At 73.2% G+C, this 25,847-nt stretch carries 23 protein-coding genes and 1 tRNA gene; 9 read left to right on the forward strand and 15 right to left on the reverse strand.

All coding sequences use genetic code 11. The features are described 5' to 3' along the window. Window positions 1–27: 27 nt before the first annotated feature. Window positions 28–735, reverse strand: coding sequence for a YggS family pyridoxal phosphate-dependent enzyme (locus tag BM314_RS24230; RefSeq protein WP_170855234.1), 708 nt, complete (start codon window positions 733–735; stop codon window positions 28–30). A 268-nt stretch (window positions 736–1,003) separates the two neighbouring features. Here BM314_RS24230 and leuS point away from each other — a divergent pair, with 268 nt between their 5' ends. Beyond that, on the forward strand, window positions 1,004–3,589 hold the full coding sequence (leuS, locus tag BM314_RS24235) for a leucine--tRNA ligase (protein WP_091980778.1): 2,586 nt from the start codon (window positions 1,004–1,006) through the stop codon (window positions 3,587–3,589). 207 nt (window positions 3,590–3,796) lie between these two features. Here the strand turns inward: leuS and BM314_RS24240 are convergent, their stop codons facing one another. From BM314_RS24240 to BM314_RS24250, 3 genes are read right to left on the reverse strand one after another with little or no spacing between them, the layout of a single operon-like run. Further along, window positions 3,797–4,582, reverse strand: coding sequence for an ABC transporter substrate-binding protein (locus BM314_RS24240; RefSeq protein WP_091980781.1), 786 nt, complete (start codon window positions 4,580–4,582; stop codon window positions 3,797–3,799). A 15-nt stretch (window positions 4,583–4,597) separates the two neighbouring features. Continuing rightward, window positions 4,598–5,368 carry a TerC family protein gene (locus tag BM314_RS24245; RefSeq protein WP_020094277.1) on the reverse strand — a complete coding sequence of 257 codons (771 nt, stop codon included), beginning with the start codon at window positions 5,366–5,368 and terminating at the stop codon, window positions 4,598–4,600. Next, complete coding sequence (locus tag BM314_RS24250) at window positions 5,365–6,318, reverse strand: lipid kinase (RefSeq protein ID WP_091980783.1); 954 nt, start codon at window positions 6,316–6,318, stop codon at window positions 5,365–5,367. Before BM314_RS24250 ends, BM314_RS24245 begins: the two co-directional genes overlap by 4 nt. A gap of 303 nt (window positions 6,319–6,621) precedes the next feature. Here BM314_RS24250 and BM314_RS24255 point away from each other — a divergent pair, with 303 nt between their 5' ends. The 3 genes from BM314_RS24255 (at window position 6,622) to BM314_RS24265 (ending at window position 10,019) form a co-directional block, all read left to right on the forward strand. Continuing rightward, a complete protein-coding gene (locus tag BM314_RS24255; protein WP_244540022.1) occupies window positions 6,622–7,467 on the forward strand; it encodes a hypothetical protein in 846 nt (281 codons plus the stop codon). 232 nt (window positions 7,468–7,699) lie between these two features. Beyond that, entirely contained in the window at window positions 7,700–8,974 is a 1,275-nt protein-coding gene (locus BM314_RS24260; protein WP_091980787.1) for a thermonuclease family protein, read from the forward strand. A 4-nt stretch (window positions 8,975–8,978) separates the two neighbouring features. Then, on the forward strand, window positions 8,979–10,019 hold the full coding sequence (locus BM314_RS24265; RefSeq protein WP_091980789.1) for an aldose epimerase family protein: 1,041 nt from the start codon (window positions 8,979–8,981) through the stop codon (window positions 10,017–10,019). Between the two features lie 25 nt (window positions 10,020–10,044). Here BM314_RS24265 and BM314_RS24270 read toward each other — a convergent pair whose 3' ends face one another. The 6 genes from BM314_RS24270 to BM314_RS24295 all read right to left on the reverse strand — a co-directional run bounded on the left by BM314_RS24270 (window position 10,045) and on the right by BM314_RS24295 (window position 15,512). Continuing rightward, on the reverse strand, window positions 10,045–10,401 hold the full coding sequence (locus BM314_RS24270; protein ID WP_244540023.1) for a hypothetical protein: 357 nt from the start codon (window positions 10,399–10,401) through the stop codon (window positions 10,045–10,047). Between the two features lie 24 nt (window positions 10,402–10,425). Then, window positions 10,426–10,770, reverse strand: coding sequence for a hypothetical protein (locus tag BM314_RS24275; RefSeq protein WP_091980792.1), 345 nt, complete (start codon window positions 10,768–10,770; stop codon window positions 10,426–10,428). Window positions 10,771–10,786: 16 nt separating this feature from the next. Continuing rightward, complete coding sequence (locus BM314_RS24280) at window positions 10,787–11,215, reverse strand: hypothetical protein (RefSeq protein WP_091980795.1); 429 nt, start codon at window positions 11,213–11,215, stop codon at window positions 10,787–10,789. 131 nt (window positions 11,216–11,346) lie between these two features. Beyond that, window positions 11,347–11,865 (reverse strand): Hsp20/alpha crystallin family protein, encoded by a 519-nt coding sequence (locus BM314_RS24285; protein WP_091980797.1) that lies wholly within the window; start codon window positions 11,863–11,865, stop codon window positions 11,347–11,349. Between the two features lie 143 nt (window positions 11,866–12,008). Beyond that, the gene (locus BM314_RS24290; protein WP_020094268.1) at window positions 12,009–12,491 is read right to left on the reverse strand and encodes an Hsp20 family protein; all 483 of its coding nucleotides are present in this window, start codon (window positions 12,489–12,491) and stop codon (window positions 12,009–12,011) included. Window positions 12,492–12,857: 366 nt separating this feature from the next. Continuing rightward, window positions 12,858–15,512 (reverse strand): DNA translocase FtsK, encoded by a 2,655-nt coding sequence (locus tag BM314_RS24295; RefSeq protein WP_091980798.1) that lies wholly within the window; start codon window positions 15,510–15,512, stop codon window positions 12,858–12,860. Window positions 15,513–15,679: 167 nt separating this feature from the next. On the opposite strand from BM314_RS24295, the gene mtnA reads away from it, so the two are divergent. Beyond that, on the forward strand, window positions 15,680–16,783 hold the full coding sequence (gene mtnA, locus BM314_RS24300) for an S-methyl-5-thioribose-1-phosphate isomerase (protein ID WP_091980801.1): 1,104 nt from the start codon (window positions 15,680–15,682) through the stop codon (window positions 16,781–16,783). A gap of 234 nt (window positions 16,784–17,017) precedes the next feature. Continuing rightward, the gene (locus BM314_RS24305; RefSeq protein ID WP_091980816.1) at window positions 17,018–17,713 is read left to right on the forward strand and encodes a class I SAM-dependent methyltransferase; all 696 of its coding nucleotides are present in this window, start codon (window positions 17,018–17,020) and stop codon (window positions 17,711–17,713) included. A 7-nt stretch (window positions 17,714–17,720) separates the two neighbouring features. On the opposite strand, the gene BM314_RS24310 is transcribed toward BM314_RS24305, so the two are convergent. The 3 genes from BM314_RS24310 to pth form a co-directional block, all read right to left on the reverse strand. Continuing rightward, complete coding sequence (locus BM314_RS24310) at window positions 17,721–18,710, reverse strand: MaoC family dehydratase (RefSeq protein ID WP_056533555.1); 990 nt, start codon at window positions 18,708–18,710, stop codon at window positions 17,721–17,723. A 150-nt stretch (window positions 18,711–18,860) separates the two neighbouring features. Next, window positions 18,861–19,958, reverse strand: a complete 1,098-nt coding sequence (gene ychF / locus BM314_RS24315; RefSeq protein WP_056533557.1) for a redox-regulated ATPase YchF — start codon at window positions 19,956–19,958, stop codon at window positions 18,861–18,863. Between the two features lie 228 nt (window positions 19,959–20,186). After that, a complete protein-coding gene (gene pth, locus BM314_RS24320) occupies window positions 20,187–20,795 on the reverse strand; it encodes an aminoacyl-tRNA hydrolase (RefSeq protein WP_091682753.1) in 609 nt (202 codons plus the stop codon). Window positions 20,796–21,090: 295 nt separating this feature from the next. Between pth and BM314_RS24325 the strand changes: the two genes are divergently transcribed. Further along, window positions 21,091–21,321: a hypothetical protein gene (locus tag BM314_RS24325; protein ID WP_020094261.1), complete on the forward strand. Its 231-nt coding sequence runs from the start codon at window positions 21,091–21,093 to the stop codon at window positions 21,319–21,321. A gap of 14 nt (window positions 21,322–21,335) precedes the next feature. Here the strand turns inward: BM314_RS24325 and BM314_RS24330 are convergent, their stop codons facing one another. Next, entirely contained in the window at window positions 21,336–23,525 is a 2,190-nt protein-coding gene (locus BM314_RS24330; RefSeq protein ID WP_170868169.1) for an FUSC family protein, read from the reverse strand. 235 nt (window positions 23,526–23,760) lie between these two features. Between BM314_RS24330 and BM314_RS24335 the strand changes: the two genes are divergently transcribed. After that, window positions 23,761–23,837 (forward strand) — tRNA-Arg (locus tag BM314_RS24335). 30 nt (window positions 23,838–23,867) lie between these two features. Here BM314_RS24335 and BM314_RS24340 read toward each other — a convergent pair. Next, window positions 23,868–24,587: a helix-turn-helix transcriptional regulator gene (locus tag BM314_RS24340; protein ID WP_091980806.1), complete on the reverse strand. Its 720-nt coding sequence runs from the start codon at window positions 24,585–24,587 to the stop codon at window positions 23,868–23,870. A gap of 96 nt (window positions 24,588–24,683) precedes the next feature. Between BM314_RS24340 and BM314_RS24345 the strand changes: the two genes are divergently transcribed. Then, a complete protein-coding gene (locus BM314_RS24345) occupies window positions 24,684–25,292 on the forward strand; it encodes a glutathione S-transferase family protein (RefSeq protein WP_091980808.1) in 609 nt (202 codons plus the stop codon). Window positions 25,293–25,847: the final 555 nt, after the last annotated feature.

Below are 25,847 nucleotides of genomic sequence, written 5' to 3' on the forward strand. Positions count from 1 at the left end.
GGCCCAGGTTGAGGCCCGGGCCCGGCGTCATGCCTTCCGGGTCCGGGCCCCGAAGATCGCGGTCCCGACCCGGACATGGGTGGCGCCGAGCTGGATCGCCGCCGGGAAGTCCGCGCTCATGCCCATGGAGAGGATCGGCAGGTTGTGCTCGTGGGCGAGCCGGGCCAGCAGGGCGAAATGGGCCGAGGGCGGGTCGTCCGCGGGCGGGATGCACATCAAGCCCTGGATCGCCAGCCCGTGGGTCTCCCGGCACTCCGAGAGGAGGGTGGCGAGCTGGTCCGGGAGCACGCCGCCCTTCTGCGGCTCCGCGCCGGTGTTGACCTGGATGAGCAGCTTCGGGGTCCGGCCGGACCGCTCGATCTCCTTGGCCAGGGCCGCCGCGAGCGACAGCCGGTCGAGGGAGTGGATCACGTCGAACAAGGCGACCGCCTCCCGGGCCTTGTTGGATTGCAGCGGCCCGACGAGGTGCAGCTCCACGTCCGGGAAGCGGTGGCGGAGGGCCGGCCACTTCGCGGTGGATTCCTGGACGTAGTTCTCGCCGAAGACGCGATGGCCGGCCTTCAGCGCCGGCAGGATGCCCTCGGCCGGGACGGTCTTGGAGACCGCCACGAGTTGCACTTCGGCCGGGTCGCGCTCCGAATCCTCGGCCGCGCGGGCGATGGCGGCGCGCACCTCGGCGAGCCCGGCCGCGACATCGGCCTGACCGACGGGAAGCTTGTCGGTCCTCTGTCCCATCCCGTCGGTCGGAGGGGCGTTCGTGCCGGTCGTCGCGTCGTCCATGGCGTGCCTGTCCTGTCGCTGCCGGGCGTCGGTCTGCGTGGTATGAGCCTCGGCGCGCGTCGTCGTCGCGCCTGATCCCCGCCGACCTATGCGTTCGCGCGCCCCGCGCAAGCCCGAATCGCGCGCCGCGTTGACCGGCTGCGGCGCAGATATGCTATCGCGGCGCGACCGTGCCGTGGTCATCCTTCGGAATGACCGACGAGCCCCTGACGCAGCCGGATCCATGACCGCCAGCACCGCCCCCCAGCCCGTCGAGCGCTACAACGCCAAGGATGCCGAGCCGCGCTGGCAGGAGGCCTGGGCCGAGAAGCGGCTGTTCGAGACCGACAATGCCGACGGCCGCCCGAAATACTACGTGCTCGAGATGTTCCCCTACCCGTCGGGGCGCATCCACATGGGCCACGTCCGCAACTACGCGATGGGCGACGTGGTCGCCCGCTACAAGCGCGCCCGCGGCTTCAACGTGCTGCACCCGATGGGCTGGGACGCCTTCGGCCTGCCGGCCGAGAACGCCGCCATGGAGCGCAAGGTCAACCCACGGGACTGGACCTACGCCAACATCGCGTCGATGCGCGACCAGCTGAAGGCCATGGGCCTGTCGCTCGACTGGAGCCGGGAGATCGCGACCTGCGATCCCGACTACTACAAGCACCAGCAGCGCATGTTCCTGGACTTCCTGGCCAAGGGCCTCGTCACCCGCCGCACCGCGAAGGTGAACTGGGACCCGGTGGACCACACGGTGCTGGCCAACGAGCAGGTGATCGACGGCCGCGGCTGGCGCTCCGGCGCGCTGGTGGAGCAGCGCGAGCTGACCCAGTGGTTCTTCAAGATCACCGACTTCGCCGAGGACCTGCTGACCGCCCTGGACGGGCTGGACCGCTGGCCCGAGAAGGTCCGGCTGATGCAGAAGAACTGGATCGGCCGCTCGGAGGGCCTGGAGGTTCAGTTCGCCCTGGCCCGGCCGGTGGCCGGCGCGGCCGATCCGGTGACCGTCTACACGACCCGGCCCGACACCCTGTTCGGCGCCAAGTTCCTGGCGATCGCCGCCGACCATCCCCTGGCCGCCGCGCTGGCCGAGGGACGGCCGGAGCTGCAGACCTTCATCGAGGAGTGCCGTCGCACCGGCACCGCCCAGGCCGCCATCGACACCGCCGAGAAGCACGGCTTCGACACCGGCCTGACCGTCCGCCATCCCCTGGACCCGTCCTGGGAGCTGCCGGTCTACGTGGCGAACTTCGTGCTCATGGAGTACGGCACCGGCGCGGTGTTCGGCTGCCCGGCGCACGACCAGCGCGACCTCGATTTCGCCAACAAGTACGGGCTCGGCAACACGCCCGTGGTCTGCCCGGAAGGGCAGGATCCGGCGAGCTTCGTGATCACCGACACCGCCTATGTCGAGGACGGGCGGATGATCAACTCGCGCTTCCTCGACGGGATGCGCACGGACGAGGCCTTCGAGGCCGTGGCCCGGCGCCTCGAAGGGGAGGGGGTCGCCCGGCGCAAGGTCCAGTTCCGCCTGCGCGACTGGGGCGTCTCCCGGCAGCGCTACTGGGGCTGCCCGATCCCGATCATCCACTGCGACAGCTGCGGCCCGGTCCCGGTGCCGGTGGCCGACCTGCCGGTGAAGCTCCCCGAGGAGGTGTCGTTCGATCAGCCCGGCAACCCGCTGGAGCGCGACGCGGCGTGGCGGAACGTGCCCTGCCCGCATTGCGGCGCGCCGGCCCGGCGCGAGACCGACACGATGGACACGTTCGTCGACTCGTCCTGGTACTACGCGCGCTTCACCGCGCCCTGGCTGGCGGACGCGCCCACCGACCGGGCCGTGGTCGACCGCTGGCTGGCGGTGGACCAGTATATCGGCGGCATCGAGCACGCGATCCTGCACCTGCTCTACGCCCGGTTCTTCATGCGGGCGATGCGCGAGACCGGCTGGGCCGGCGTGGCCGAGCCGTTCGCCGGCCTGTTCACGCAGGGCATGGTCGTCCACGAGACCTACAAGGACGCGTCCGGCGCCTGGGTGCCCCCGGCCGAGATCCGCTTCGCCACCGAGGAGGGCGAGCGCCGCGCGTTTCACGTGAAAACTCAGGCGCCGGTCGCGATCGGCCCGATCGAGAAGATGTCGAAGTCGAAGAAGAACGTGGTCGACCCCGACGACATCATCGCCAGCTACGGGGCCGACACGGCGCGCTGGTTCATGCTGTCCGACTCGCCGCCCGAGCGCGACGTGATCTGGACCGAGGAGGGCGTGCAGGGCGCGGCCCGCTTCGTCCAGAAGGTCTGGCGCCTGGTCAACGCGGCCGGGCAGGCGGCGGGCGACGGCGCCGCGGACCTGACCCTGCGCAAGGCGGCCCACCGGGCGCTCGCCTCCGTGCAGGACGATATCGAGCGCCTGCGCTTCAACCGCTGCGTCGCCCACATCTACACCCTGGCCAACGCCCTGGAGGACGGCCTGCGCGGGCCGGTCTCGGCCGGTGCCGCCCAGGAGGCGGCCGGCATCCTGGTGCAGCTCATCGCCCCGATGATGCCGCACCTCGCCGAGGAGTGCTGGTCCGTCCTCGGTCGCGGCGGCCTCGTCGCCCAGGCGCCCTGGCCCGAGACCGAGGCGGGGCTCCTGGTCGAGGACGAGATCACCCTGCCGGTCCAGATCAACGGCAAGAAGCGCGCGGACGTGACCGTGCCGCGGGACGCCGACGCCAAGGCCGTGGAGGCCGCGACCCTGGCGCTGGAGGCCGTCCAGAAGGTGCTGGAGGGCAAGGCGCCGCGGAAGGTGATCGTCGTTCCGGGGCGGATCGTGAACCTGGTGGTGTGATCCGGCGCCCCCTCGGTGGCTTCGATCCCGCCGTCCTCGCGAGCGCAGCGAAGCGATCCAGGGTCGCGCCACGGTCACCGAGAAGTCGCGCTGCCCTGGGTCACTTCGCTGCGCTCGCGATGACGGAGCGCGCGACTCCTGCCGGAAGAGCTCACTCTCGGTGAAGGCGCCGCGCCCGGGGACAGGCTCGGCAATCCGGGCCGCCGCTCATGGCGCCGCCAGCTCCGGATCCTGTCCGCTGGCCTCCAGGCCGCGCCGCACCAGCCCGTCCCGCTTCGCCCGCGCGACGAAATCCGCGAGATACGCGGCGCCGGCCGGATGCCCGACCGGCATTCCCATCGCCTGCGGGATCTCCATGAAGTGCCCCGGCAGCAGCCGCACCTCCGGGTGGGCCGCCGCGTGGGCGGCGAGGGGCTGGTGGACGCCGGCCGCGACGTCGAGCCCGTCCCGGGCGAAGGCCGTGACCGCCTCGGCCGAGGTCGGCGCCCGCACCAGGGTCGCGTGCTGCAGCGCGCGACTCAGGAACAGGTCGTAGGCGCTCCCGCGCCCCACCGAGACGCGCACGCCGTCGCGGTCCACGGCCTCCGGGGAGCGGATCGGCGAGGCGGCCGGCACGAGGTAGCTGCCGGCGATCAGCACGTAGGGCTCCGTGAAGGCGATCCCCTCGGCCCGCTTCGGGTCGATCGCCAGGAAGCAGATGTCCCAGGTCCCGGAGCCCGCCGAGCCCGAGACCGCGCCGGCCCCCGGGAAGGTCACGAACGCCACCGGCACGCCGAGTCGGGCCGCCAGCGCCCGCGCGAGGTCGACCGACACCCCCGCGGGGCCGTCGGCGCCGGCCTGGGCCAGGACCGGATTGCCGAGGTTGATCGCCGCCCGCAGCGTGCCGGTGGGGGCGAGGTCGTGCAGGACCGTCGGATCGGGCGCCATCGGTTTCGTCTCCGCGTGGACGGCGGCGGGGAGGAGCAGGAGGAGGAGGGCCGCGCGGATCCGCATGACGGTCGCTCCCTCTCAGGCGCGCCGCGCCGGACCGGTCGACGCGGGGGCGCCGTCCCGGGCGGGACGGCGGCGCCGGCGGGCCAACATGTTGAGGCCCTCGACGCCGGCCGAGAAGGCCATGGCGGTGTAGATGTAGCCCTTCGGCACGTGCGCGCCGAACCCCTCGGCGATCAGCGTCATGCCGATCATGATCAGGAAGCCGAGGGCCAGCATCACCACGGTGGGGTTCCGGGCGATGAAGGCCGAGAGCGGCTCGGCGGCGACCAGCATCACCACCACGGCGACCACGACCGCCACCATCATCACCGGCACGTGCTCGGTCATGCCGACCGCGGTGATGATCGAGTCGATGGAGAAGACGAGGTCGAGGAGCAGGATCTGGCCGATCGCCGCGCCGAAGCCGATCGTGCCGCCGGTCACGCCCGGGGTCTCGGGCTCCGGATCCACCGTGTGGTGAATCTCCTTGGTCGCCTTCCAGAGCAGGAACAGGCCGCCGCCGATCAGGATCATGTCGCGCCAGGAGAAGTCCTGGCCCAGCACCGAGAAGACCGGCTCGGTCAGGTGCACGATGAACGCCACCGTGCCGAGCAGCCCCAGCCGCAGGATCAGCGCCAGCCCGATCCCGATGCGCCGCGCCCGCGTCTGATGCTCGGGCGGCAGCTTGTTGGTCAGGATCGAGATGAAGATCAGGTTATCGATGCCGAGCACCACCTCCATCACCACGAGCGTGGCGAGGGCAGCCCAGACGGCGGGCTGACTGGCGAGCTGGAGCAGATCGGTCACGGGCGCGGTGCCTCGCTGGTCGGGAACAGGCGGCTCCCGAGGGCCGTCAGGTCGAAGGGGGCCGGTCCGCGCACCGGTTCGGGCGCCAGGACCTGCAGGATCTTCGGGAAGACCTTGAAATGGGCGGGCGTGTGCGTGGTCAGCTCGCCGTCGGTGTTCACCGGCCGGGGCCTGCGGGTCGAGAGCCGGATCTCCTGGGTGTGGAACGCCCGCACGTCGGCGGCCCGTCCATGCGTGCCCCGCCGCAGGGCGGGCAGCAGCGCGAGGAGCCGCCACCAGTGCTTGATCTCCAGGCTGTAGAAATCGAGCTTGCCGTCGTCGACCGCGGCACTCTCCTCCACGGTCATGCCGCCGCCGTAGTGGCGCCCGTTGCCGACCGAAACCTGGATCGTGGTGACCTTCTCCACCACGCCGTCGTGCTCGATCGTCACCGTGAAAGGCCGGACCCGGCGCAAGACCCGGACGGCCGCCACCGCGTAGCCGAGGACGCCCCAGGTCTTCTTCGATTCGGACGTCAGCTCGCCCGCGAGCTCCGCCGAGAAGCCGATGCTCGCCACGTTGAAGTAGTAGTGGCCGTTGACCCAGCCGAGATCCACCGGCCGCGCCTGGGCGGTCGGGATGAAGCGGGCCGCCGCCAGGGGGTCGAGCGGCAGGTTGAGGGAGCGGGCGAGGTCGTTCGCCGTGCCGAGCGGCAGGATCGCGAAGGGCAGGCCGCTCGCCACCAGCGCGGGCGCGGCGTAGTTCATGGTGCCGTCGCCGCCGCCCAGGATCACGAGATCGACCGCGCCGGCCCGCTCGCGGATCACGTCGCGGCAATCGGCTTCCGGCGGCGGCTCCTCCGGCTCGATGCCGCCCGCCCGCAGGATCTCCCGCACCTCGTCGAGATCCAGGGCGCCGTTGCGCGCCTTGGCGTTGCAGAGCAGCAGGGCCCGGCGCGGCTGCGTGCTCATCGCGCGCTCCAGGGAAGCGGGCCGGAGGGCGACTCGGTCTCAGGTCGGGCCAAGGGAGCCTCGGTGCACGGGGGAGCGGGCAGTCTGGAACGCGGTAGGGGAACCCGGGACCGGCCAAAGGCCAAGTCTGTCCCCGACTTGGTACCCAAACGCACGAACGCAACCCCATCATCCCCGCAATTCCGGGCTGGTCGCCGTCGCGGAGTTCGGCAGGATGTGGGCGCGCCCGAGCCCTTCGTGGAACCCCCGACCCACGCGAGCGCGTTCTCCATGATGCCCGCCCCGGCCGCCAGGAAGGCACCGATGTCCGCCACACGTCCCGTCCGTCCCCAGGCCCTCGCCCTCGGCATGCTCCTGCCGTTCACCCTCGCGGGCGGTGCCGCCGCCCAGAGCGCCTGGGTCGACCCGCCGCCCCGGGCCGCCGCGCAGGCGCAGGGTTCCGCGCAGGGTCCGGGGAAGGAATCGGCGCAGGAGGCGGCGAAGGAATCGACGAAGGACGCGGCGAAAGCGCCGGTGCGCGCCGCCGAGCCGGTCCGGCAGGCCGCCAGACCCGAGCCGGGCGAGGACGCCCTGCCGAAGGCGGCAGCCACGCGGGCGCCGGGACCGAAGCGGGCGGCCGCCCTGGAGCGTCCGCCGGTCCGGGAACACCTGCACCACCCCGCGCGCCACCCGCACCGGCTCGCCGAGACGCCGGCCGCGACCGCCCCGGCGCCGGGCGCGTCGGCGGAGCGCGTGGCCGCCGCCCGGGCGCTGACGACGAGCTACCTCGCCACCGTCTCGGGTCCGAGCGACACCATGGTCGGGGCCGCGACCCAGTACTACGCGACCCGCGTGCGCTTCTACGGGCGGCCGATCACCACGGCGGCCCTGGTCGCCGAGAAGCGCAGCTTCGTCCAGCGCTGGCCCGAGCGGCGCTACGAGCCGCGGGCGATGCGCGCCGCCTGCGACACCGAGACCTGCACGATCCGCACGATCGTCGATTTCCGCACAGCCAATCCGGGCCGGGGCGCCGTGTCCAGCGGCGAGGCCGAGTTGGTCCTGGAGGTGGGTTTCGCCGGGACGCGGCCCTACATCCTCGGCGAGACCGGTCGCGTCCTGCGGCGGAGCATCCAGGCCGGAACCCTGGCCGCCTCGCCCGGCAAGGCGTAAGAGCCGCGCGTCGCGGTCGGCCACCCCGCGGCGGGCACGGGCTCGCGCGGGGTGTGCGGCGGCCCTACAAGAACGCCTGCAAGGGCGGCTAAAAGGGCGCCCGCGAGGGAAGCGTGCGGCGGGGCGCGTCGCGGGATCGGTCCTGCGGGTGGGGCGCCCGCGGGCGCCCTTCGTCGGGAGGCGCGATCGAGCTTCCTTCGCGCCGCGCGTCGGTGATGCCGGGATCGGGTGAATGACGTCTTCAACGGTGGTGGAGCAACAGGAGACGGAGCTGGCCCGGCCAGTTCTCGACAGTCCCGGCCGCCTCGCCCTGCGCGAGATGATCCGGGCCGAGATCGCGCGCGCGCGTCCGCGCCCCGTCGCGGTCCGGACCCTGGAGCTCCTGGCCGAGGCCGCCTGCGCCCCGGACGAGTCCGGGACCGGCCTCCGCGTCCTCGACCGCCACGGGGCCGCGCGGCGGCGGGAGGGCACGTCCGAGCCGATGACCCTGGCGGACCTCGTCGCGGAGCTGCGCGCGCGCCATCCCGCCCTGTTCCTGCCGCCGGAGCCCGAGCCCGAACCGGCCCCGGCGACCGCCGAGGAGGCCCGGGACTCGTCCCTGCTGAGCGGTGCCTACGAGATGAAGGCCGCGACCGCCCGCTTCGTCGGGACCCAGTCCGAGCGGGCGCGCTCCCTGGCGGAGCGCTCCTCCGAGCAGGGCCGCGTGCTGGCGCAGACCGCCGCCGGCCGGTTCGCCAGCCTGCGGACGAACCTGCGCGGACGCTTCGCCCGCCCGCCCGTCGACGCGGAGGCCGGGCCGGCCGCGGGCGCGGATCCGGCGGCGGCCTGGAACAGCGGTCCCGGACGGTTCGGCGAGACGCTGCGCGACGGCCTCGGCCACGTGCGCGACCGCCTCAGCCTCGGCGGGGGCGGGATCGATGACGGCGCGCGCCGGCAGCGCCGGCTGCTCCTCGGCGCCGTCGCCGGCACCCTGGTGGCGGTGCTCGCCGCGGGGCTCGTGCTGGACCGCTCCGCGCCGGAATCCGGGCGCCCCGCCGCCCCGACCGCTTCCCGCACGGATCCCCGCGCGGAAGCCCCGAGCGGCGCCACGCCGAACGCGCGGGCCGCAGGCCCCCCGGCCTCGGCCCCCGACACGGTGACGCCGCCCCCCGAGACAGGCGGCGATCCCGAGCCCGACGCGCCGCTGCCGCCGAACGCCGTGACCGGACAGGCCCAGGTGATCGATACCGCGACCCTCAAGGTCGGCGGCAAGGTCGTGCATCTGTTCGGCGTCGAGTGGGTGCGGGGCGGCCAGGCGGAGGAGCTGGCCCGGTACATCGGCAACCGGTCGGTGACCTGCCAGCCCGCCCCCGGCAGCGCGAACATGAACTGCCTCGTGGACGGGCGCGATCTCTCCGAGGTGGTGCTGTTCAACGGCGGCGGCCGCGCCGCCCCGGAGGCGAGCCCCGAACTGGTCGCGGCCGAGGACCACGCCCGGAGCGAGCGGCTCGGGGTCTGGAAGCGCTAGCCGGATGCCGGCCGAACCGTTCGGCACGACGGCGGACGGCCGACCGGTCGGCCGCCACACCCTGAGCCGGGGCAGCCTGCGCGTCGCCGTCATCGAGTACGGCGCGGCCGTCACGGCGATCGAGGTGCCCGACCGCACCGGCCGTCCGGCCAACGTCGTGCTCGGCCTCGACACCCTGGCGGGCTACGAGACCGTGAGCCCGAGCTTCGGCGCGATCGTCGGGCGCTACGCGAACCGTATCGCGGGCGGGCGCTTCAGCCTCGACGGGCACGACTACCGGCTGCCGGTGAACGAGGCCCCCAACACCCTCCACGGCGGCCCGGAGAATTTCGGCCGGCGCCTGTGGCGGGCGGAACTCAGCGACGCGACGCGCCTCATCCTGAGCCGCCGCTCGCCGGACGGGGAGGAGGGGTTTCCGGGCACTCTCGACCTCCGCGTCACCTACAGCCTGCCCGCGGAGGGCGTGCTGCGCGTGGACTACGCCGCGGTGACCGACCGGCCCACGGTCCTGAACCTCACGAACCACAGCTACTTCAACCTTGCCGGCGAGGGGGCGGGCGGCGTCCTCGGCCACGTCGTGCAGATCGAGGCGGACGCCTTCGCGCCGACCGACGCGACTCAGATCCCCACCGGCGCGCTGCTGCCGGTCGCCGGGACGCCGTTCGATTTCCGCGCGCCGCGGGCCCTGGAGGCGCGGATCCGCGCCGGGGACACGCAGCTCACCTACGCCAAGGGCTACGACCACACCTTCGCGCTGCGCGGGGCCGCCGGGACGCTGCGGCCGGCCGCCACCTGCGTCGATCCCGGCAGCGGGCGGCGGCTCGACGTCTGGACCACGCGGCCGGCGCTGCAGCTCTACAGCGGCAACAATCTCGACGGCCGCCTGATCGGCCCGTCCGGGCGGATCTACCGGTCGGGCGACGGCGTCTGCTTCGAGACGCAGGGCTTTCCGGACGCGCCGAACCAGCCCGGCTTCCCCTCCGCGGTCCTGCGGCCGGGCGAGACCTTCGCGGCCGCCACGGAGTTCCGGTTCTCGGTCGTGTGATGGTCGAGTGACGGCCGCGGCGCGCTCAGGCCGCCGCGCGATCGAGCGCCCGGGGCGCCGGGATCGCGGCGGCCGGCGCGGCGGGATCGGGACGCCGCGCCTCGCCGAGCGCCAGGAGGGCGGCCTTCACGGCGTCGAGCCGCGACGGCTCGCCCTCGGCCATCCCCTCGGCGGCGGCGACCTCCTTCAGGTGCTCGTCCCAGGCCCAGCGCCGCAGGATCTCCCGCTTGCAGCTCGGGAGCAGCCGGGGATGATCGCGCAACGCGGCCGGGGTGTCGAACACCGCGGCCGGGTTGACCAGGGCGCGCTCCAGGTCGGGCAGGCGCGCGGCCGCCGGGCCGGGCGGGATGGCGTGTCCGATTCCGATCGTCCCATCTTGCATAGTTGCCTCCCTGGAGGAGCGCGCTCAGCCGCCGAAGAGGCCGAGGCGCGCCGCCGATTGGACGGCGAAGCTCGCCGCGAAGGACAGCAGGGCCGCGTCCCAGGCGGTCAGGTGCCGGGCGTTGGCCGGCGGACCGGCCCAGGTGATCGCCCGGCCGAGCCACGCGAAGCCCGACAGGCTCAGCAGGGCCGCCAGCACCCAGGGCAGGGCGGGCGCCGGGCAGGGCGCCGCCAGGGCGAGGCACAGGGCCACGGACAGGAACCAGCGGCCGAGCACCGTACGGTCGGTGGTCCGTGCCGGCCCTCGGCGCCGGCCGCGCCGCGACCGGGGCAGGAGCCCGTGCCCACCCCGCAGGTCGAAGGTTGCCATCGTGCGCCTCCCCGGCTCAGTTCAGCAGGGGCTCCGGTCCGGCCGGACCGCGCTCCCAGCGCCGGAAGAGCGCCGCGGGGACGGGGGGCTCGGGCGGCGGGGCTGCGGGCGGTGCCGAACCCTCATCGAGCGTCTGGAGCGCCTCCAGGATCGCGCTCAGCGGCACGGGCTCGGCCCGGCAGCCCGGCAGGCAGCGCAGCGTCGGGCAGGACTCGACCGCGCGGGCGTCGGAGGCCCAGGAGGCCAGGATCGCCCGCTTCTCGGCCCGCGACAGGCCGGGATAGCGCAGCACCTCCCGGGGATGCCGGAAGACGTCGCCCGGCGCCAAGAAGGCCTCGAACAGCTCGACCGCCTGCGGCCTCAGGCTGGCGGCCGCCACCGGACCGACGCGCCCGATCTCGGGACGGAACGTGGGATGGACGGGGTTGGTATCGATCGGCTGCATGCGACCCTCCTCATCGTGAGCAAAGGCTGGGGCGGCCGGCACGCCCGATCGGGCCGCGCCGGCCGCCGCGTCATGCGTTCGGGTCCGCGACCGCGCAGGCGGTCACCCCCAGGGTCGGCCCAGGGCCCGGCTCAGTGCTTGGCGGCCGGCGCGCCGGTGCCGTTGATGGCGATGCGCCGGCGACGCTCCGGCGCCTCGGCCGCGCGCGGCAGCGTCACCGTGAGGACGCCGTTGCGGAATGTCGCCGCGGCCCTGTCCTCGTCGACCGGCACGGGGAGGGCGATCGACCGCTCGAAGCGGCCGTAGCTGCGCTCGGAATAGCCGCGGACCGTGTCGGTGGACTCCGCGCGCTTCTCGCCCTTCAGGGTCAGGACGCCGTCCGCGATGAGCAGCTCGACGTCCTTCTCATCGAGCCCGGGAAGCTCGGCGGAGACGCGCAGCGCACCGTCCGCCTCCGCCAGCTCGATATGGGGCCAGCCGAAGCCGCGGCCCGCGAGGCTCGGCACGCCGCCGAACCCGCTGAACACGTCGTCGAACAGGCGGTTCATCTCCCGGTGCAGCGTCAGGAAGGGGCTGGCCGGCTCCTGCGACAGGGCGGTCGGCGCCGGGGCGGGGGTGCGGTTCCAGGGAATCAGATCTCTCACGCTCATGGTCCTCGCTCCATCGAATGCGGTGCAGTCGTGGGAACGGGCCCGCGGGTCCGCGGACCCGTGACGGATGTCATCCGTGTCGACAGGTGTGCCCGGACGCGCCGCCCGGGGCACTGGATCAGGCCGTGCGATCAGGCCGCCAGTCAGGCTGCCTTGGCCTCGCGGGCGATCTGCGCCGGGGCGTTGTCCTGGCCGGACGCGGCCGTCGTGCCGCCGATGGCGATGCGGCGGGGCTTCAGCGCCTCCGGCACCTCGCGCTTCAGCGCGACGGTGAGCAGGCCGTTCTCCAGCGACGCGCCCACGACCTTCACGTGCTCGGCCAGATTGAACGTCTGGCGGAACGTGCGGGCCGCGATGCCGCGGTAGAGATAGTGCTTCTCACCCTCCTGGGCGGCCTTCTGACCCGAGACGAGGAGCGTGGTGTCCTGCTGGGTCAGCTCGATCTCGTCCGGCGTGAAGCCCGCGACCGCCATGGTGATGCGGTACTGGTCTTCGGCCACCTTCTCGATGTTGTAGGGCGGCCAGGCGGCCGACGGCTCGACGCGGTCGGCCTGGTTGATCAGCTCGAACAGGCGGTCGAACCCGATGGACGACCGGAACAGGGGCGAAACGTCGTACGTCCTCATAACCACATCCTCCGACGAGCAACGTGACTACAAGCAGCGCCGGACACCGTGCCCGGCGCCCTCAAGGCGAGCCCGTTTCCAGGCCTCGCACGCGCGTAACGTGCGAGCGAAGGGCCGGTTCCGCGCCGCGCGAAATTTTTCGGGTTGGGCGGGGGCTGGCCGAATACGGTGATCCGATCCGCGCGGCCTCTCCCGCTGAGCTGCCGGCTGCACGCGCTCGCGGTCTCTCCGTCCCTGAGATCGAGAGCGCGGGTCCCCTCTCCCGTGCGGGAGAGGGGGCGCGTCGTGCTCCGTCGCAGGGCGCACCGCGAACACGCGTCGGCCGCACGGGGGAGGGGGTGCCGCGAGCGCGGCAGGCCCGCGCTCTCAGCCGACCGCCTCCTCGACCAGGATCTCGCGCTTGCCGGCGTGGTTGGCCGGGCCGACGATGCCCTCGATCTCCATCCGCTCCATGAGCGAGGCGGCGCGGTTGTAGCCGATCTGCAGGCGGCGCTGAATGTAGCTCGTCGACGCCTTCTGATCGCGCAGCACCACCTGCACGGCCTGATCGTAGAGGTCGCCGCCGGCCTCGCCGAAGGAGCCCTGATCGAACACCGCGCCGTCGAGTTCGAGCTCCGCGGCGCCGGCCTTGCCCTTGCCGCCGCCCTTCTCGGTCGCGCCCTCCTCGTCGTCGGCGGTGACGGCGTCGAGGTAGCTGGGACGGCCCTGGCGCTTGAGGTGGGCGACCACGCTCTCGACCTCACTGTCCGAGCAGAACGGCCCGTGCACCCGCGTCGTGCGCCCGCCCCCGGCCATGAACAGCATGTCGCCCTGGCCCAGAAGCTGCTCGGCGCCCATCTCGCCCAGGATCGTGCGGCTGTCGATCTTGCTCGTCACCTGGAAGCTGATCCGGGTCGGGAAGTTCGCCTTGATCGTCCCGGTGATCACGTCCACCGACGGGCGCTGCGTCGCCATGATCAGGTGGATGCCCGCCGCCCGCGCCATCTGCGCCAGACGCTGGATCGCCCCCTCGATGTCCTTGCCGGCCACCATCATCAGGTCGGCCATCTCGTCGACCACGATCACGATGTACGGCAGCGGCGCCAGATCCATCGCCTCCTCCTCGAACACCGCCTCGCCGGTGTGGCGATCGAAGCCGGTCTGCACCGTCCGCGTCAGCACCTCGCCCCGCGCCCCCGCCTCCGCCACCCGGGCATTGTAGCCGTCGATGTTCCGCACCGCGATCTTGGCCATCTTCTTGTAACGCTCCTCCATCTCGCGCACGGCCCACTTGAGGGCGATGACCGCCTTCTTGGGGTCGATCACGACCGGGGAGAGCAGGTGCGGGATGCCGTCGTAGACCGACAGCTCCAGCATCTTCGGGTCGACCATGATCAGGCGGCACTCCTCGGGCTTCAGCCGGTAGAGCAGCGACAGGATCATGGTGTTGATCGCCACCGACTTGCCCGAGCCGGTCGTGCCGGCGACCAGGAGGTGCGGCATGCGCGCGAGGTCGGCGATGATCGGCTCGCCGCCGATGTTCTTGCCCAGGCACAGCGCCAGCTTGTGCTTGCTCTCGGCGAAGTCCGTCGAGGCCAGGAGCTCGCGCAGGTAGACCGTCTCGCGCTTGGCGTTCGGCAATTCGATGCCGATGGCGTTCCGGCCGGGCACGACCGCGACGCGGGCCGAGACCGCCGACATCGACCGGGCGATGTCGTCGGCGAGCGCGATCACGCGGCTGGACTTGGTGCCGGGCGCGGGCTCGAGCTCGTAGAGGGTGACGACCGGGCCCGGCCGCACCGCCAGGATGTCGCCGCGCACGCCGAAATCGCCGAGGGTCGCCTCCAGCAGCGTGGCGTTCTGCTCCAGCGCGTCCGCCGAGATCAGGCTCGCCTGGGACGGGCCGCGGGGGGCCGCAAGCAGGTCGAGGGCGGGCAGGGCGTAATCCTCGGGACGGACGGGCGGCGCGGGCGCGCGCCGTGCCGGCACGGGCGCTGCGGGCGGCGGCGCCACCCGGGACGCGGTGGGCTCGGCCCGCGGCGGGACCGGGCGCTGCGGCGCCTCGAACGCGTCCGGATCGTCCTCCGCGTCGTCCCGCGGCGGTGCGGCGCGGCGGGCCGGCGCCGCGGGGGCGTCCTCGGACGCGTCGAAGACGGGCTCGCGCCGGCTCGCGCCGGCCTGCCGGCCCTCGGGCAGGTGCTCGGCCCAGGGGAGATCGGCGTCCGTGAAGGCGCGGCGGGCCGCGAGGGCGGGCGACGCGCCGTCGATCGGCTCGGCCCGGCCGGCGCGCCACGCGGCGATCCGGTCGGCCGCGGCGCCGCGCAGGCCCATCAGCCCCTGCGCCAGGGCGCCGACACCCACGAGGCCGAGGCTCGGCTCGTCGGAATCCTCGCGCTCGTCGCGGCCCGAATCCCGGCCCCGCGCCGGCGCGCGCCGGACGGGGTAGGGATCGTCGTGCAAGCTGTCCTCCTCGACGGCGCCGAACCGGCAGGCGCCGGTCAGGCTGAGGATCGCCACGGCGGCGTAGCCGAAGCCGACGAGGTGGGCCGCCGCCGACGAGACCGCGCCGACGATCACCCGCGCCATCGACAGCAGGCCGTCGCCGGCCACGCCGCCGAGGCCGGTGGGCAGCGGCCAGCGGGTCGTCGGCGGGAGCGCGCTCGCCACCGCGCTCGCGGCGCAGAAGCCGATGATCCAGAGGGCGATGCGCAGCCCGCCCTCGGGCAGGTTGCGCTCCCGCATCAGCCGGATGCCCCAGAGCACCGGCGGCAGCACGAAGGCCAGGGAACCCAGGCCCAGGATCTGCATGGCGAGGTCGGCCACGACGGCGCCCGGCTGGCCGAGGACGTTGTGGGCGGCGTGGTCGGTGGCGTGGTTGAGGCTCGGGTCGTCGATCGACCACGTGGCCAGGGCCACGGTCAGCGCGACCGCGCCGGTGAACAGCACGAAGCCGCCGAGCTCCGTCAGGCGCTTGCCCAGGAACGGGCGAACGCTGTCGACGAAAGTCTCGTAGGGCGATGCGGGACGGCGAAGCGAGCGCATGCGGGACCGGACGCAGGACGGGGACTTACCCCCGAGGCTAGGCACGACCCCCTTAACGACCTGCTAAGGTTGAGGAAGGCTCACCGGCGCCCGGCCGCGCATCCCCAGGCTGTCGCCGTCCGCGCCCACGGGTGCAAAATCCGCCCCGCTGTGGCACAGGAGCGGCCATGAACATCGACGGCCAGCCCTACCGCACGATCTTCCCGGACCCGGACGGCCTCAGCGTCCAGGTGATCGACCAGACCCGCCTGCCCTTCGCGTTCGAGCTGAAGCGCCTCGCCACGCTGGAGGACGCCGCGGTGGCGATCCGCACGATGATCGTGCGGGGCGCGCCGCTGATCGGCGTCACGGCCGCCTACGGGCTGGCGCTCGCCATGCGCGCCGACGCGTCCCACGACGGGATCGACCGGGCGGTGGCGACCCTCGCGGCGACGCGGCCGACCGCGATCAACCTGCGCTGGGCACTGGACCGGGTCTCCACCAACCTGCGCCAGGTCGCGCCGGACGAGCGCTTCGCCCGCGCCTTCGCGGAGGCCGGCCGCATCGCCGAGGAGGACGTGGCGAGCTGCCGCTCGATCGGCGCCCACGGCGGCCAGATCATCGCCGACCTCCACGCGGCAAGGGGCGGCGACCGGCCGGTCACGGTCCTGACCCACTGCAATGCCGGCTGGCTGGCGACGGTGGACTGGGGCACGGCGCTCGCGCCGATCTACGCCGCCCACGAGCGGGGCGTGCCGGTCCACGTCCTGGTCGACGAGACCCGGCCGCGCAGCCAGGGCGCCGCGCTCACGGCCTTCGAGCTGAACGGCCACGGCGTGCCGCACACGGTCATCGCCGACAATGCCGGCGGCCACCTCATGCAGCACGGCGGCGTCGATCTCTGCATCGTCGGCTCGGACCGGACCACGGCGAGCGGCGACGTCTGCAACAAGATCGGCACCTACCTGAAGGCGCTGGCGGCCCACGACAACGGCGTGCCGTTCTACGCCGCCCTGCCGTTCTCGACCATCGACTGGACCCTCGACGACGGGGTGAAGGAGATCCCGATCGAGGAGCGCGACGGGCGCGAGGTCACCCACATGACGGGCCGGCTGCCCGATGGCGGCTTCGCTACGATCGAGGTCGTCTCCCCCGGCAGCCCGGTGGCCAACCCCGCCTTCGACGTGACGCCGTCGCGCCTCGTGACCGGGATCATCACCGAGCGCGGCATCTGCGCGGCGAGCCGCGAGGGCCTGTACGAGCTCTACCCGGAGCGCCGCCGGGCGGCGTGAGGGCGGATTCTCCCGCAGCCGCGGCCGCCCGGCGCAGTATCTGGGTCTTCCCGAACGCGGTGTGACCGAAAAGGCAGCCTCGGGGGCAATTCGCGCCCCGTATCCGCGCGGCCGCTTTCGCGGCTCGACGGTGTTCGGCAGAACGGATGCCGGAGCGTCGTGGGGAAGAACAAATCTCGACGGCGGATGGACTGATCATCCCAGTCCGATCTCGACACCTTCGAGGTGGCCGCGATGGCGAAATTTCATTTCGTCGAGGATTACGAGGCGTACGTCCGCCAACTGATGCGCGACCTGCCCCTGGACGAGGCGATGAGCGTGGCGGTGGGCGGCGACTACGACCGCATCGGCGCGATCGAGTGCGAGATCCTCCAGCATTTCGGGCTCCGGGACGGCCAGTCGGTGGTCGATTTCGGGTGCGGCTCCGGGCGCCTGGCGGTGCATCTCGCCCGCACCGCGAGCGTCGCGTATCTGGGCCTCGACGTCGTCCAGGACCTGCTGGACTACGCGAAGCGCCGCTGTCCCAGGGACTACCGCTTCGCCCGGAACACGGCGCTGTCGCTGCCGGTCGCCGACGGCAGCATCGACCTTGTCTCGGCCTTCAGCGTGTTCACGCATCTCCTGCACACGGAGTGCTACATCTACCTGGAGGAGATGCACCGCGCCCTCAGGCCCGGGGGCCGCGTCGTGGCCTCGTTCCTCGAGTTCAGCATGGCCTCGCACTGGGGCGTCTTCACCAAGACGGTCGGCGAGCAGCGCACCAGCACGGTGCCGCACCTCAACACGTTCATCGAGCGCAGCGTCTGGCAGACCTGGGCCGACCATATCGGCTTCGACAGCGTGACGTTCCTCGACGGCACGGCGGCGCCGTGGCCGTCGGGCGTGTATCTGGGTCAGTCCCTCGCGGTGCTCGGCAAGGCGCCGGCCTGAGGCCCGCTCACGGCTCCCACTGGTGGAAGACCGCGCTGTCGAAGGCGAAGACCGCCTCGCCGCGCTGGTTCACCCCGGTGTTGCGCGCGAAGGCCAAGCCCCAGCCCGGCCGCGACGCCGAGGCACGCTTGTCGGTGAGCTTGGCGCTGAACCGGACCGTGTCGCCCGCGTAGACCGGCTTCAGCCAGCGCAGGTTCTTGAACCCGGGGGAGGGGCCCGCCTCCGGGACCGGCCCGCGGGCGGCCGTGTAGGCGGCGTCCCGGGCGCGGGTCGTGAGCATCCGGTTCATGTAGGCGGCGGTCGTGTGCCAGCCGGAGGCGCAGAGGCCGCCGAAATGGCTGCGCTTGGCCGCGTCGTGGTCGAGGTGGAAGGCCTGCGGGTCGTAGGCCCGCGCGAAGGCCACGATCGCCTCGGCGCTGAACGGGTAGGCGCCCAGCTCCCGCACGGCGCCGATCTCGGCGTCCCGCAGGAACGGCAGGATCTCGGCATCCTCCGGCTCGGTGACCGGCCCCGGCACACCGATCTCCACGGGCCGCGGGGGCAGGGGATCGGTGCCGCGGCGGGCCAGCATGAAGGTGAAGCGCTGGGTCAGGACCGTCTCGCCGCGCTGGTTGGCGAGGGCGACCTCGGCGGTCAGGAAGCCGAGGCCCGGCTTCGAGGCCGAGTCGCGCAGGCCCGCGACCCGGAAGGTCAGCGTCAGCGCGTCCCCCGGCAGGACCGGCGCGAGCCACCGCAGCTCGTCGATGCCGGGCGCGCCCAGCGACGAGCCGCCCCGGAACGGCCCCTGCTGGAGCAGGCGCATGCCCAGGGCCGCCGTGTGCCAGCCCGAGCCGATCAGCCGGCCCGCGAAGGTCGTCTCCGCCGCCGCCTCGTCGAGGTGGAAGGGCTGGAAATCGAAATCCTTCGCGAAGCCCACGATGTCGTCGCGGGTCACCGTCAGCGGCTCCCCGACGATCACGTCGCCGACGGAGAAGTCTTCCAGGGCGGGATCGGGCATGGCGGGCTCGTCACGTTGATCAGTGGGGCAGGCGATCGGGATCGCCGTCCTTGCGAGCGGAGCGAAGCAATCCAGGCGGCGCCGCGCTCACCGATGTCGCGCTGCCCTGGGTCGCGTCGCTGCGCGCGCGATGACGGGGTGGGGCCGACCTCAGTTGGCGAAGCGGAAGTGCAGCACGTCGCCGTCCTGCACCACGTACTCCTTGCCCTCCAGCCGGAGCTTGCCGGCGTCCCGGGCCCCGGCCTCGCCGTTGAGCGCCGTGTAGTCCTTGAACGCGATGGTCTCGGCGCGGATGAAGCCCTTCTCGAAATCCGAGTGGATCACCCCGGCCGCCCCGGGGGCGCGGGTGCCCTTGGTGATCGTCCAGGCGCGGGCCTCCTTGGGGCCGACCGTGAAGTAGGTGACGAGGCCGAGCAGGTCGTAGCCGGCGCGGATCACCCGGTTCAGGCCCGGCTCGGCGAGGCCCACCGCCTCCAGGAACTCGGCCTGGTCGGCCTCCGGCATCACGGCGATCTCGCTCTCGATCTTGGCCGAGACCACTACCGCCACGGCGCCCTCCGCCTTGGCGCGGGCGAAGACCGCGTCCGAGTAGGCGTTGCCCTTGTCGGCGTCGCCCTCGTCGACATTGCAGACGTAGAGGACGGGCTTGGCCGTCATCAGGCCGAGCGACTGGAACAGCTTCTCCTCGTCGGGCTTGCGCTCCACGAGGCGGGCGGGCTTGCCGTCGCGCAGCAGCGGCAGGGCGCGGTTGACGAGGTCGAGGGTCTCCTTGGCCTCCTTGTCGGCGCCCTTGGCCTTCTTCTCCAGCGACTGGGCGCGGCGCTCCAGGCTGTCGAGGTCGGCGAGCATCAGCTCGGTCTCGATGGTCTCGATGTCGGCGGCCGGATCGACCTTGCCCTCCACGTGGGTGACGTCGCCGTCCGTGAAGCAGCGGACCACGTGGGCGATGGCGTCGACCTCGCGGATATTGGCCAGGAACTGGTTGCCCAGGCCCTCGCCCTTGGAGGCGCCGCGCACGAGGCCGGCGATGTCCACGAAGGTCAGCCGCGTCGGGATGATCTCCTTCGAGGAGGCGATCCGGGCGAGGTCATTCAGCCGCGGATCCGGCACCGCCACCTCGCCGACATTCGGCTCGATGGTGCAGAACGGGTAGTTCGCCGCCTGGGCGGCCGCCGTCTGCGTCAGCGCGTTGAAGAGGGTCGACTTGCCGACGTTCGGCAGGCCGACGATGCCGCATTTGAAGCCCATGGGTCAGTTCCGTCGCAGCGCGTCGTCGGGCGACGCGCGGAATGGGTTGATGAGAATCGGGCCCGCGAACACGACGCCGCGCGCCCCGTCCTCGGTCGAGCGCGCGCGACACCGACGCGCCGGGCCGCGGCCGCCGGGAGGCAATCGAACCGCCGACAGCCGGGCGCGACGCACCGCCTTCATCGGACCTTCTCGCCCGCCCCGATATCCCGTCCCCGTGTGGGCGTGTCAATTTCTGGCGCCCAGCGTCTTCACGTCATCCCAGCCGCGGCCGGCCATGGCGAGGTGGACCTTGTTCTGGAAGCTCGCGTCCTCGCCGGCGGCGAGCAGGGCGGCGTGGTCGGCCACCGCCCGGCAGAGATCCTCGACCCAGGGCAGCTCGGCCTTGCCGAAATCGTTGAGCACGTAGGCGTGGACCAGCGCCTTGTCGCCGGGATGGCCGATGCCGAGCCGCACCCGGCGGTAGTCGTTGCCGCACTGCGCGGTGATCGAGCGCAGGCCGTTATGGCCGGCATTGCCGCCGCCGAGCTTCACCCGGAGCTTGGCGGGGGCGAGGTCGAGCTCGTCGTGCAGAACGATCACGTCGGCCAGCGGGATCTTGTAGAAGCGCTGCGCCTCCGAGACCGCGCGGCCGGACTCGTTCATGAAGGTCGAGGGCTTCAGCAGGATCGCCCGCTCGGTGCCCAGCACCACCTCGGCGGCCTCGCCCTGGAACCGGTGGCGGAACGGGCTCGCCCGGTGCTGGCGGGCGATCGCGTCGACGGCGAGGAAGCCGATATTGTGGCGGTTGCCCGCGTAGCGCGCGCCCGGGTTTCCGAGGCCGACGATCAGCCGCATGGTCTGCATCCCTCTCAGGCCGCGGTCTGTGCCACGCTTCGGCGCGGGACGCATCCCCGGCCGTGCCTGGACCCGTCGCGCGCCTTCCGGCCCGCGCCGCGTCTCCCCGTGCGCCAGCGCACGGCGGCGGTCGAACCCGGGGCAGAGTATCTCCGTTGAGAGGTCACATTCGGCCAAGCAAAGCCGGAGCGATCAAGACCGCCGCCCAGCGCATCGCGACGACGATCTTCCTCACTCGACACGGTTGACCGGATGACTTCCCGCTGAAGTCATACGAAGACACTCGGAGATCATCATGACCGTTCGCATGCTCGCCGCCGCCGCCCTGGTCGCCGCGGTCGCCACGCCCGCCCTCGCGCAGGGCCTGGACTCGAAGCACTCGCCCTACCCGGCCTCGGCCTATTCGGGCTGGGTCGGCAACGCCCCCGTCCTGTACCGGGACGCCGCCGGCCCGGCCCGGCCAGCCGCCTACCGCTACAGCGGCCCGCATGCCGGCGGCCCGGCCAACGCCCTGCCGCGGTTCTGACGGGGGGCCGTCCGTCAGGACGGCAGGACGGGCTGACCGGCCCGCGCCGCGGTCCCGTTGCTCGAAGCCGGGGCTCCGCCATCCGCAACCGTCGCGGTCCGGATCTCCCCGGGCCGCAGGGTTCCCACCAGAAGATCGACCTGGCTGACGAGGCGCACGAGCGACTGTCCGCGATCCAGCGCCGGCCGCTCGGGCACGGGCCTGTCCGCGCCCAGTGCCGCCAGGGTCGCGGTGATCCAGGCCCGCCACGGCTCCGCCTCGGGGGCGGCCGCCTCCGGGGCGTGCCGCAGGACGATCAGCCGGGCGCTGATCCGGCGCAGGGTCGCGTCGGCCACCAGGGCGGATTCCACCTCCGGGTGGCTGCCGGCCCGGGGCTGCTGCAGGGCGCGGGAGAGCGCCGCCTCCAGATCGTTGAGGGCGAGGCCGGCCTCGCGGCTCTGCGCCGCGATCGCGGCCTCGCGGCCCTCGCCGGGCGGCGCGCGGAGCACCGCCTCGGCGAGCCCGGCCTGGGCCTTCAGCGCCCGGCGCAGCTCCTGCCGGACCTGATCGGGCTCCCAGATCGGCCAAAGCACGAGGCAGCTCGCCACCGCGATCACGCCGCCCAGCACCGTGAAGCCGCCCCGCATGGCGACGATCTCCCAGGAGCTGTGGCCGGGCTCCAGCAATTCGACGAGCAGCACCACGAGGGGCGTCAGGCAGGTGACGAAGAACCCGTACGAGATCTGGCGCGCCGCGAAGCCGACGATGCTGAGCACGAGGATGAGCCCGGCCTCCGCCAGCGGGCTCGTGGCGTAGTAGGCGAGCACGGCCCCCACGAGGCCGCCCAGCACCGTGCCGCCGATCCGCTCCAGGGCCCGCTGCCACGTCGCCGCGTAGAAGGGCTGCATGGTGAGCACCACGGTCATCACCAGCCAGTGCGTGAAGGCGCCCGCGTAGGTCAGGGTGGCCGCGAGCGCCGGCGCCGCGACCGCGCTCGCCCGCAGGGCGTGCCGCAGGTTGGGCGAGGCCAGGGTGAAGTTCTGCGCCAGCGGCCCGACGTAGCGGGTCCAGCGGTCGAGGCTGCCGCCCTCCGTGATCGTGCCGCCGGGCCGGTAGCCCTCCGGCGTCGACAGCTTGGCGCCGAGCCGCACGCGCCCGGCGATCCGGTCGGCGAGGCGGGCCAAGGTCGGGTCCTCCGACAGGCCGTCGGCCACCCGGACAATGGAGTGCTCCAGGCGGCCGAGGTCGAGGTTGACGTCGTCGCGGATCGCCCGGGCGATGGTCACCAGCAGGGGGCGCAGGCGCCGCAGGAAGACCTTGGCGAGCGCCCGGCGGCGCGCGTCGGGCCGGCTGTCGATCAACTCGCCCACGGCGATCAGCGCGGCGAAGATCTGCTCGGCGCTCTCCAGGCGCAGCAGGGCCTGGGCGGTGCGGTCCGAGACCCGCTCGCGGGAGCGGGCGAGGTCGAGGATCATGGTCCGCGCGGTCTCGATGCTCGCCCGCACGCCGCGGCGGTGGCCCCGCGCGTGGCCATCGAAGGCGGCCGTGTCGGGCTCCGGCAGGGCGACGAGCCGCTCGAGGTCGCCGCAGAGCCGGGCGAGATTGTGCCAGACCTCCGCCACCGCCCGGTGGGCCGGGCGGTACGGGTGCAGCCGCCAGATGACCAGGGCCAGGAAGGTCGCCCAGAGACCGCCGGCCGCGAACATCGCCGCGGTGACGGCCGCCTGCGCGACGTCGAGCGGCCGGTCGAGGGCGATGCACAGCACCACCACGAGCACGTTGCCGGCCGACTGGGCCTGCACGCTCCAGACGCGCGCGTACGAGCAGGCGAAGATCAGCGCGCAGGCGACCGGGACGACCACCGGCAGGCCGAGGGGCTGGATCAGGCCGAGGCCGGCCCAGAGCAGGCCGCCGAGGAACGAGAAGGCGGTGAGGACGCGCAGGCGCGCCCGCATCGGGCCGCCGTTGTCGCAGAAGCAGGCGAGGTTGGCGGCGAGCGCCATGGTCAGCAGCGGCGACCACTGGATCCAGATGTTGAGGAGGATGACGACGCCGAACGCGAAGGCGGCGCGCACGCCCTCCACGAGCCGCACGTTCCGGAGGTCGAGGCCCGTGGGCAGGCGCCGCAGGTCGCCGCCCGGCCGGCTCAGGCTGCCCCGGCCAGCGGCGAGGCGGCGGCGCCGGACACGTCCGGGGGGCGAGGCTGTGGGACTCGGCGCGGTCAAGCTCGGTCTCCCGACGGGGGCGCGGCGCCCCGGCATGAACCGCGCTCCGGCCTGACCGGATCCGCGGCGACGCGCAACCCCGGCCCGCTCCCGGCGCCGGATCGCTAAGGCGCGTCCGGCGCATCGCCGCGGGGCAGTCTCTCCATCCTCGGCCCGATCCGGGACGCCGCGCCGGTCCTCGCCCCGCGCGCTTGACCCTCGGGCGAGCCCGTGGCTTCTGGGGCCGCCTGGCCCCGACTCCGTAGCTCAGCTGGATAGAGCAGCCGCCTTCTAAGCGGCAGGTCGTAGGTTCGAGCCCTACCGGGGTCGCCAGGTCATTCCGCGTGGCCCTGTCATCCGGCCCTACGGCGCGGCCGGCGCGGCGGGGTTCGCCGCCTCCTGCCGGTCCGGCAGGCTCCGCTTCCAGCGCGCACGCAGGACGGCGGGCCGGAGGCCGTGCCGCTCCTCCAGGAACTCGGCGTCCGTGATCCGGTCCGTGCGGAAGTGCCGGAACGCCCCGCGCAGCTCGCACCAGCCGGCCACCATCCGGGCCTGATCGAAGAACCCGACGATCACCGGCCAGATCACGCGCCGGCTCGGATCGCCGCGGACGTCGCGGTACTGGATGCGGATCTTGCGGCCCTCGCGGATCCAGGTCCGCGCGCGGGCGACGTCGATCCCGTCCGCGGCCTGCGCGAAGGCCGTCGGCGTGCCGATCGACGGATCGGCGATGAGCGGGCGCAGGCGCTCGGGGACCACGGCGGTGATCTTGGCGATGAGATCGCGCGCCGCCTTGGCGAGGACCGGCTCGCCCCGTCCCGCGACCCACTGCGCGCCGAGGACGGCCGCCTCGATCTCGTCGGGCGTCAGCATCAGCGGCGGCATGTCGAACGCCTCGCCGAGCACGTAGCCGAGCCCGGCCTCGCCCTGGATCGGCACGCGCTGGCCGACGAGGTCGGCGACGTCGCGGTAGACCGTGCGGACCGAGACCTCCAGCTCTCCGGCGATCTCGGCGGCCGTCACCGGGCGCGGCGAGCGGCGCAGGATCTGGATGATCTGAAACAGCCTGTCCGCGCGCCGCATCCACCGACTCCTGCTGACAGAATGCTGTCAGCAGGGTGTCCCTACAAGTCCTCCCGCCACGGCCATCCCGCGCGCCGTGCCGACAGGAACCGCGCCATGATCACCCTGTACCACGCCCCGCAATCGCGCTCCTCGCGCATCGTCTGGCTCTTGGAGGAGATGGGAGTTCCCTACACCATCGCGCCGGTCTCGATCTTCCGGCCGATGACGGGCGAGGGCGTGCCGGACGCCACCAACCCGCATCCCGACAAGCGCGTCCCGGCCGTCCTGCACGCGGGCGGTCTGGTCACCGAGTCCCAGGCCATAGTGCTCTACCTGGCGGAGACGTTCCCCGAAGCCGGGCTGGCGCCGGCGGTGGGCGCTCCCGAGCGCGGCGCGTACCTGACGTGGCTGGCCTGGTACGTCGCCGAGTTCGAGCCCGCGCTGTTCGCCGGCCTGACGGGTGAGCTCGCGGGATCGCCGCAGAAGCGCCGGAACCACGCGGCGGTGGTCGACCGCCTGGAAGCCGCCCTGGCGCGCGGCCCCTACGTGATGGGCGCGCGGTTCTCCGGCGCCGACATCCTGATCGGCAGCGCCCTGGGTTTCGGCCGCGCGGCCTTCCCGGCGAGCGCGGCCCTCGATGCCTATCTGGACCGCTGCCGGGCGCGCCCGGCCGCCCTGCGCGCCGCGGCGAAGGACGGCGCGTCGGGGCCGCAAGCCGCCTAGCGCCGACGGGGCGCCGCTCGTGATTCCCGGGCGGCCGGGAGCGGCCCGCGCGCGGCGATTCCGAGCGGCTCCGGCGACCGCAGGTGTTCCGGGACACGCCGGGCCCGAAAGCTTGGGCGTACATCGGGATCACACCGCGAACACAGTCGCGAACCCGATGGAGACGACGATGACCTGGACCAACCGCATCGCCCTGGCGGCGACCCTGATCGCCGGCGCGGTCGCGCTCGTGACCTACGCGCAGGCCCTCAGCCTGCCGGCCCATTTCGCGTGAGCGAGACGGCCCCGGCGGCACGCCCGCTCACCGGGACCGCCTGAACGCGCGCCGAACGGTTCCGCGGTGCAGCGTGACTCTTCGCACCGCACGCGCCCGGCCGATCCGGCATCATCATTGCAGACGAACCGACCGGGTCCGGCTGAGGACCCGCCGCTTGATGAAAGGAGTGCACGACATGGTCCTGAAGGGCTTCTCCTACGCGATGATCGGCGCCTTCCTGGGCGGCCTCGCGATGACGGTGACCGGCTCGGCCGGGGTGCTGATGGGCTTCTGAGCCG

Origin of the sequence: Methylobacterium sp. 13MFTsu3.1M2, assembly GCF_900112625.1 — a bacterium.
Classification (GTDB): Bacteria; Pseudomonadota; Alphaproteobacteria; order Rhizobiales; family Beijerinckiaceae; genus Methylobacterium.

Bases quoted from the DNA above. Each gene is read 5' to 3' on its own strand.
- BM314_RS24260 (WP_091980787.1), top strand. From the start codon at position 7,700: ATGACGTCTTCAACGGTGGTGGAGCAACAGGAGACGGAGCTGGCCCGG.
- BM314_RS24305 (WP_091980816.1), top strand. From the start codon at position 17,018: ATGGCGAAATTTCATTTCGTCGAGGATTACGAGGCGTACGTCCGCCAA.
- BM314_RS24310 (WP_056533555.1), bottom strand. From the start codon at position 18,710: ATGCCCGATCCCGCCCTGGAAGACTTCTCCGTCGGCGACGTGATCGTC.
- BM314_RS24290 (WP_020094268.1), bottom strand. From the start codon at position 12,491: ATGAGGACGTACGACGTTTCGCCCCTGTTCCGGTCGTCCATCGGGTTC.
- pth (WP_091682753.1), bottom strand. From the start codon at position 20,795: ATGCGGCTGATCGTCGGCCTCGGAAACCCGGGCGCGCGCTACGCGGGC.
- ychF (WP_056533557.1), bottom strand. From the start codon at position 19,958: ATGGGCTTCAAATGCGGCATCGTCGGCCTGCCGAACGTCGGCAAGTCG.
- BM314_RS24270 (WP_244540023.1), bottom strand. From the start codon at position 10,401: ATGCAAGATGGGACGATCGGAATCGGACACGCCATCCCGCCCGGCCCG.
- BM314_RS24295 (WP_091980798.1), bottom strand. From the start codon at position 15,512: ATGCGCTCGCTTCGCCGTCCCGCATCGCCCTACGAGACTTTCGTCGAC.
- mtnA (WP_091980801.1), top strand. From the start codon at position 15,680: ATGAACATCGACGGCCAGCCCTACCGCACGATCTTCCCGGACCCGGAC.
- leuS (WP_091980778.1), top strand. From the start codon at position 1,004: ATGACCGCCAGCACCGCCCCCCAGCCCGTCGAGCGCTACAACGCCAAG.
- BM314_RS24340 (WP_091980806.1), bottom strand. From the start codon at position 24,587: ATGCGGCGCGCGGACAGGCTGTTTCAGATCATCCAGATCCTGCGCCGC.
- BM314_RS24240 (WP_091980781.1), bottom strand. From the start codon at position 4,582: ATGCGGATCCGCGCGGCCCTCCTCCTCCTGCTCCTCCCCGCCGCCGTC.
- BM314_RS24230 (WP_170855234.1), bottom strand. From the start codon at position 735: ATGGGACAGAGGACCGACAAGCTTCCCGTCGGTCAGGCCGATGTCGCG.
- BM314_RS24345 (WP_091980808.1), top strand. From the start codon at position 24,684: ATGATCACCCTGTACCACGCCCCGCAATCGCGCTCCTCGCGCATCGTC.
- BM314_RS24280 (WP_091980795.1), bottom strand. From the start codon at position 11,215: ATGCAGCCGATCGATACCAACCCCGTCCATCCCACGTTCCGTCCCGAG.
- BM314_RS24275 (WP_091980792.1), bottom strand. From the start codon at position 10,770: ATGGCAACCTTCGACCTGCGGGGTGGGCACGGGCTCCTGCCCCGGTCG.
- BM314_RS24325 (WP_020094261.1), top strand. From the start codon at position 21,091: ATGACCGTTCGCATGCTCGCCGCCGCCGCCCTGGTCGCCGCGGTCGCC.
- BM314_RS24285 (WP_091980797.1), bottom strand. From the start codon at position 11,865: ATGAGCGTGAGAGATCTGATTCCCTGGAACCGCACCCCCGCCCCGGCG.
- BM314_RS24265 (WP_091980789.1), top strand. From the start codon at position 8,979: ATGCCGGCCGAACCGTTCGGCACGACGGCGGACGGCCGACCGGTCGGC.
- BM314_RS24250 (WP_091980783.1), bottom strand. From the start codon at position 6,318: ATGAGCACGCAGCCGCGCCGGGCCCTGCTGCTCTGCAACGCCAAGGCG.
- BM314_RS24255 (WP_244540022.1), top strand. From the start codon at position 6,622: ATGTCCGCCACACGTCCCGTCCGTCCCCAGGCCCTCGCCCTCGGCATG.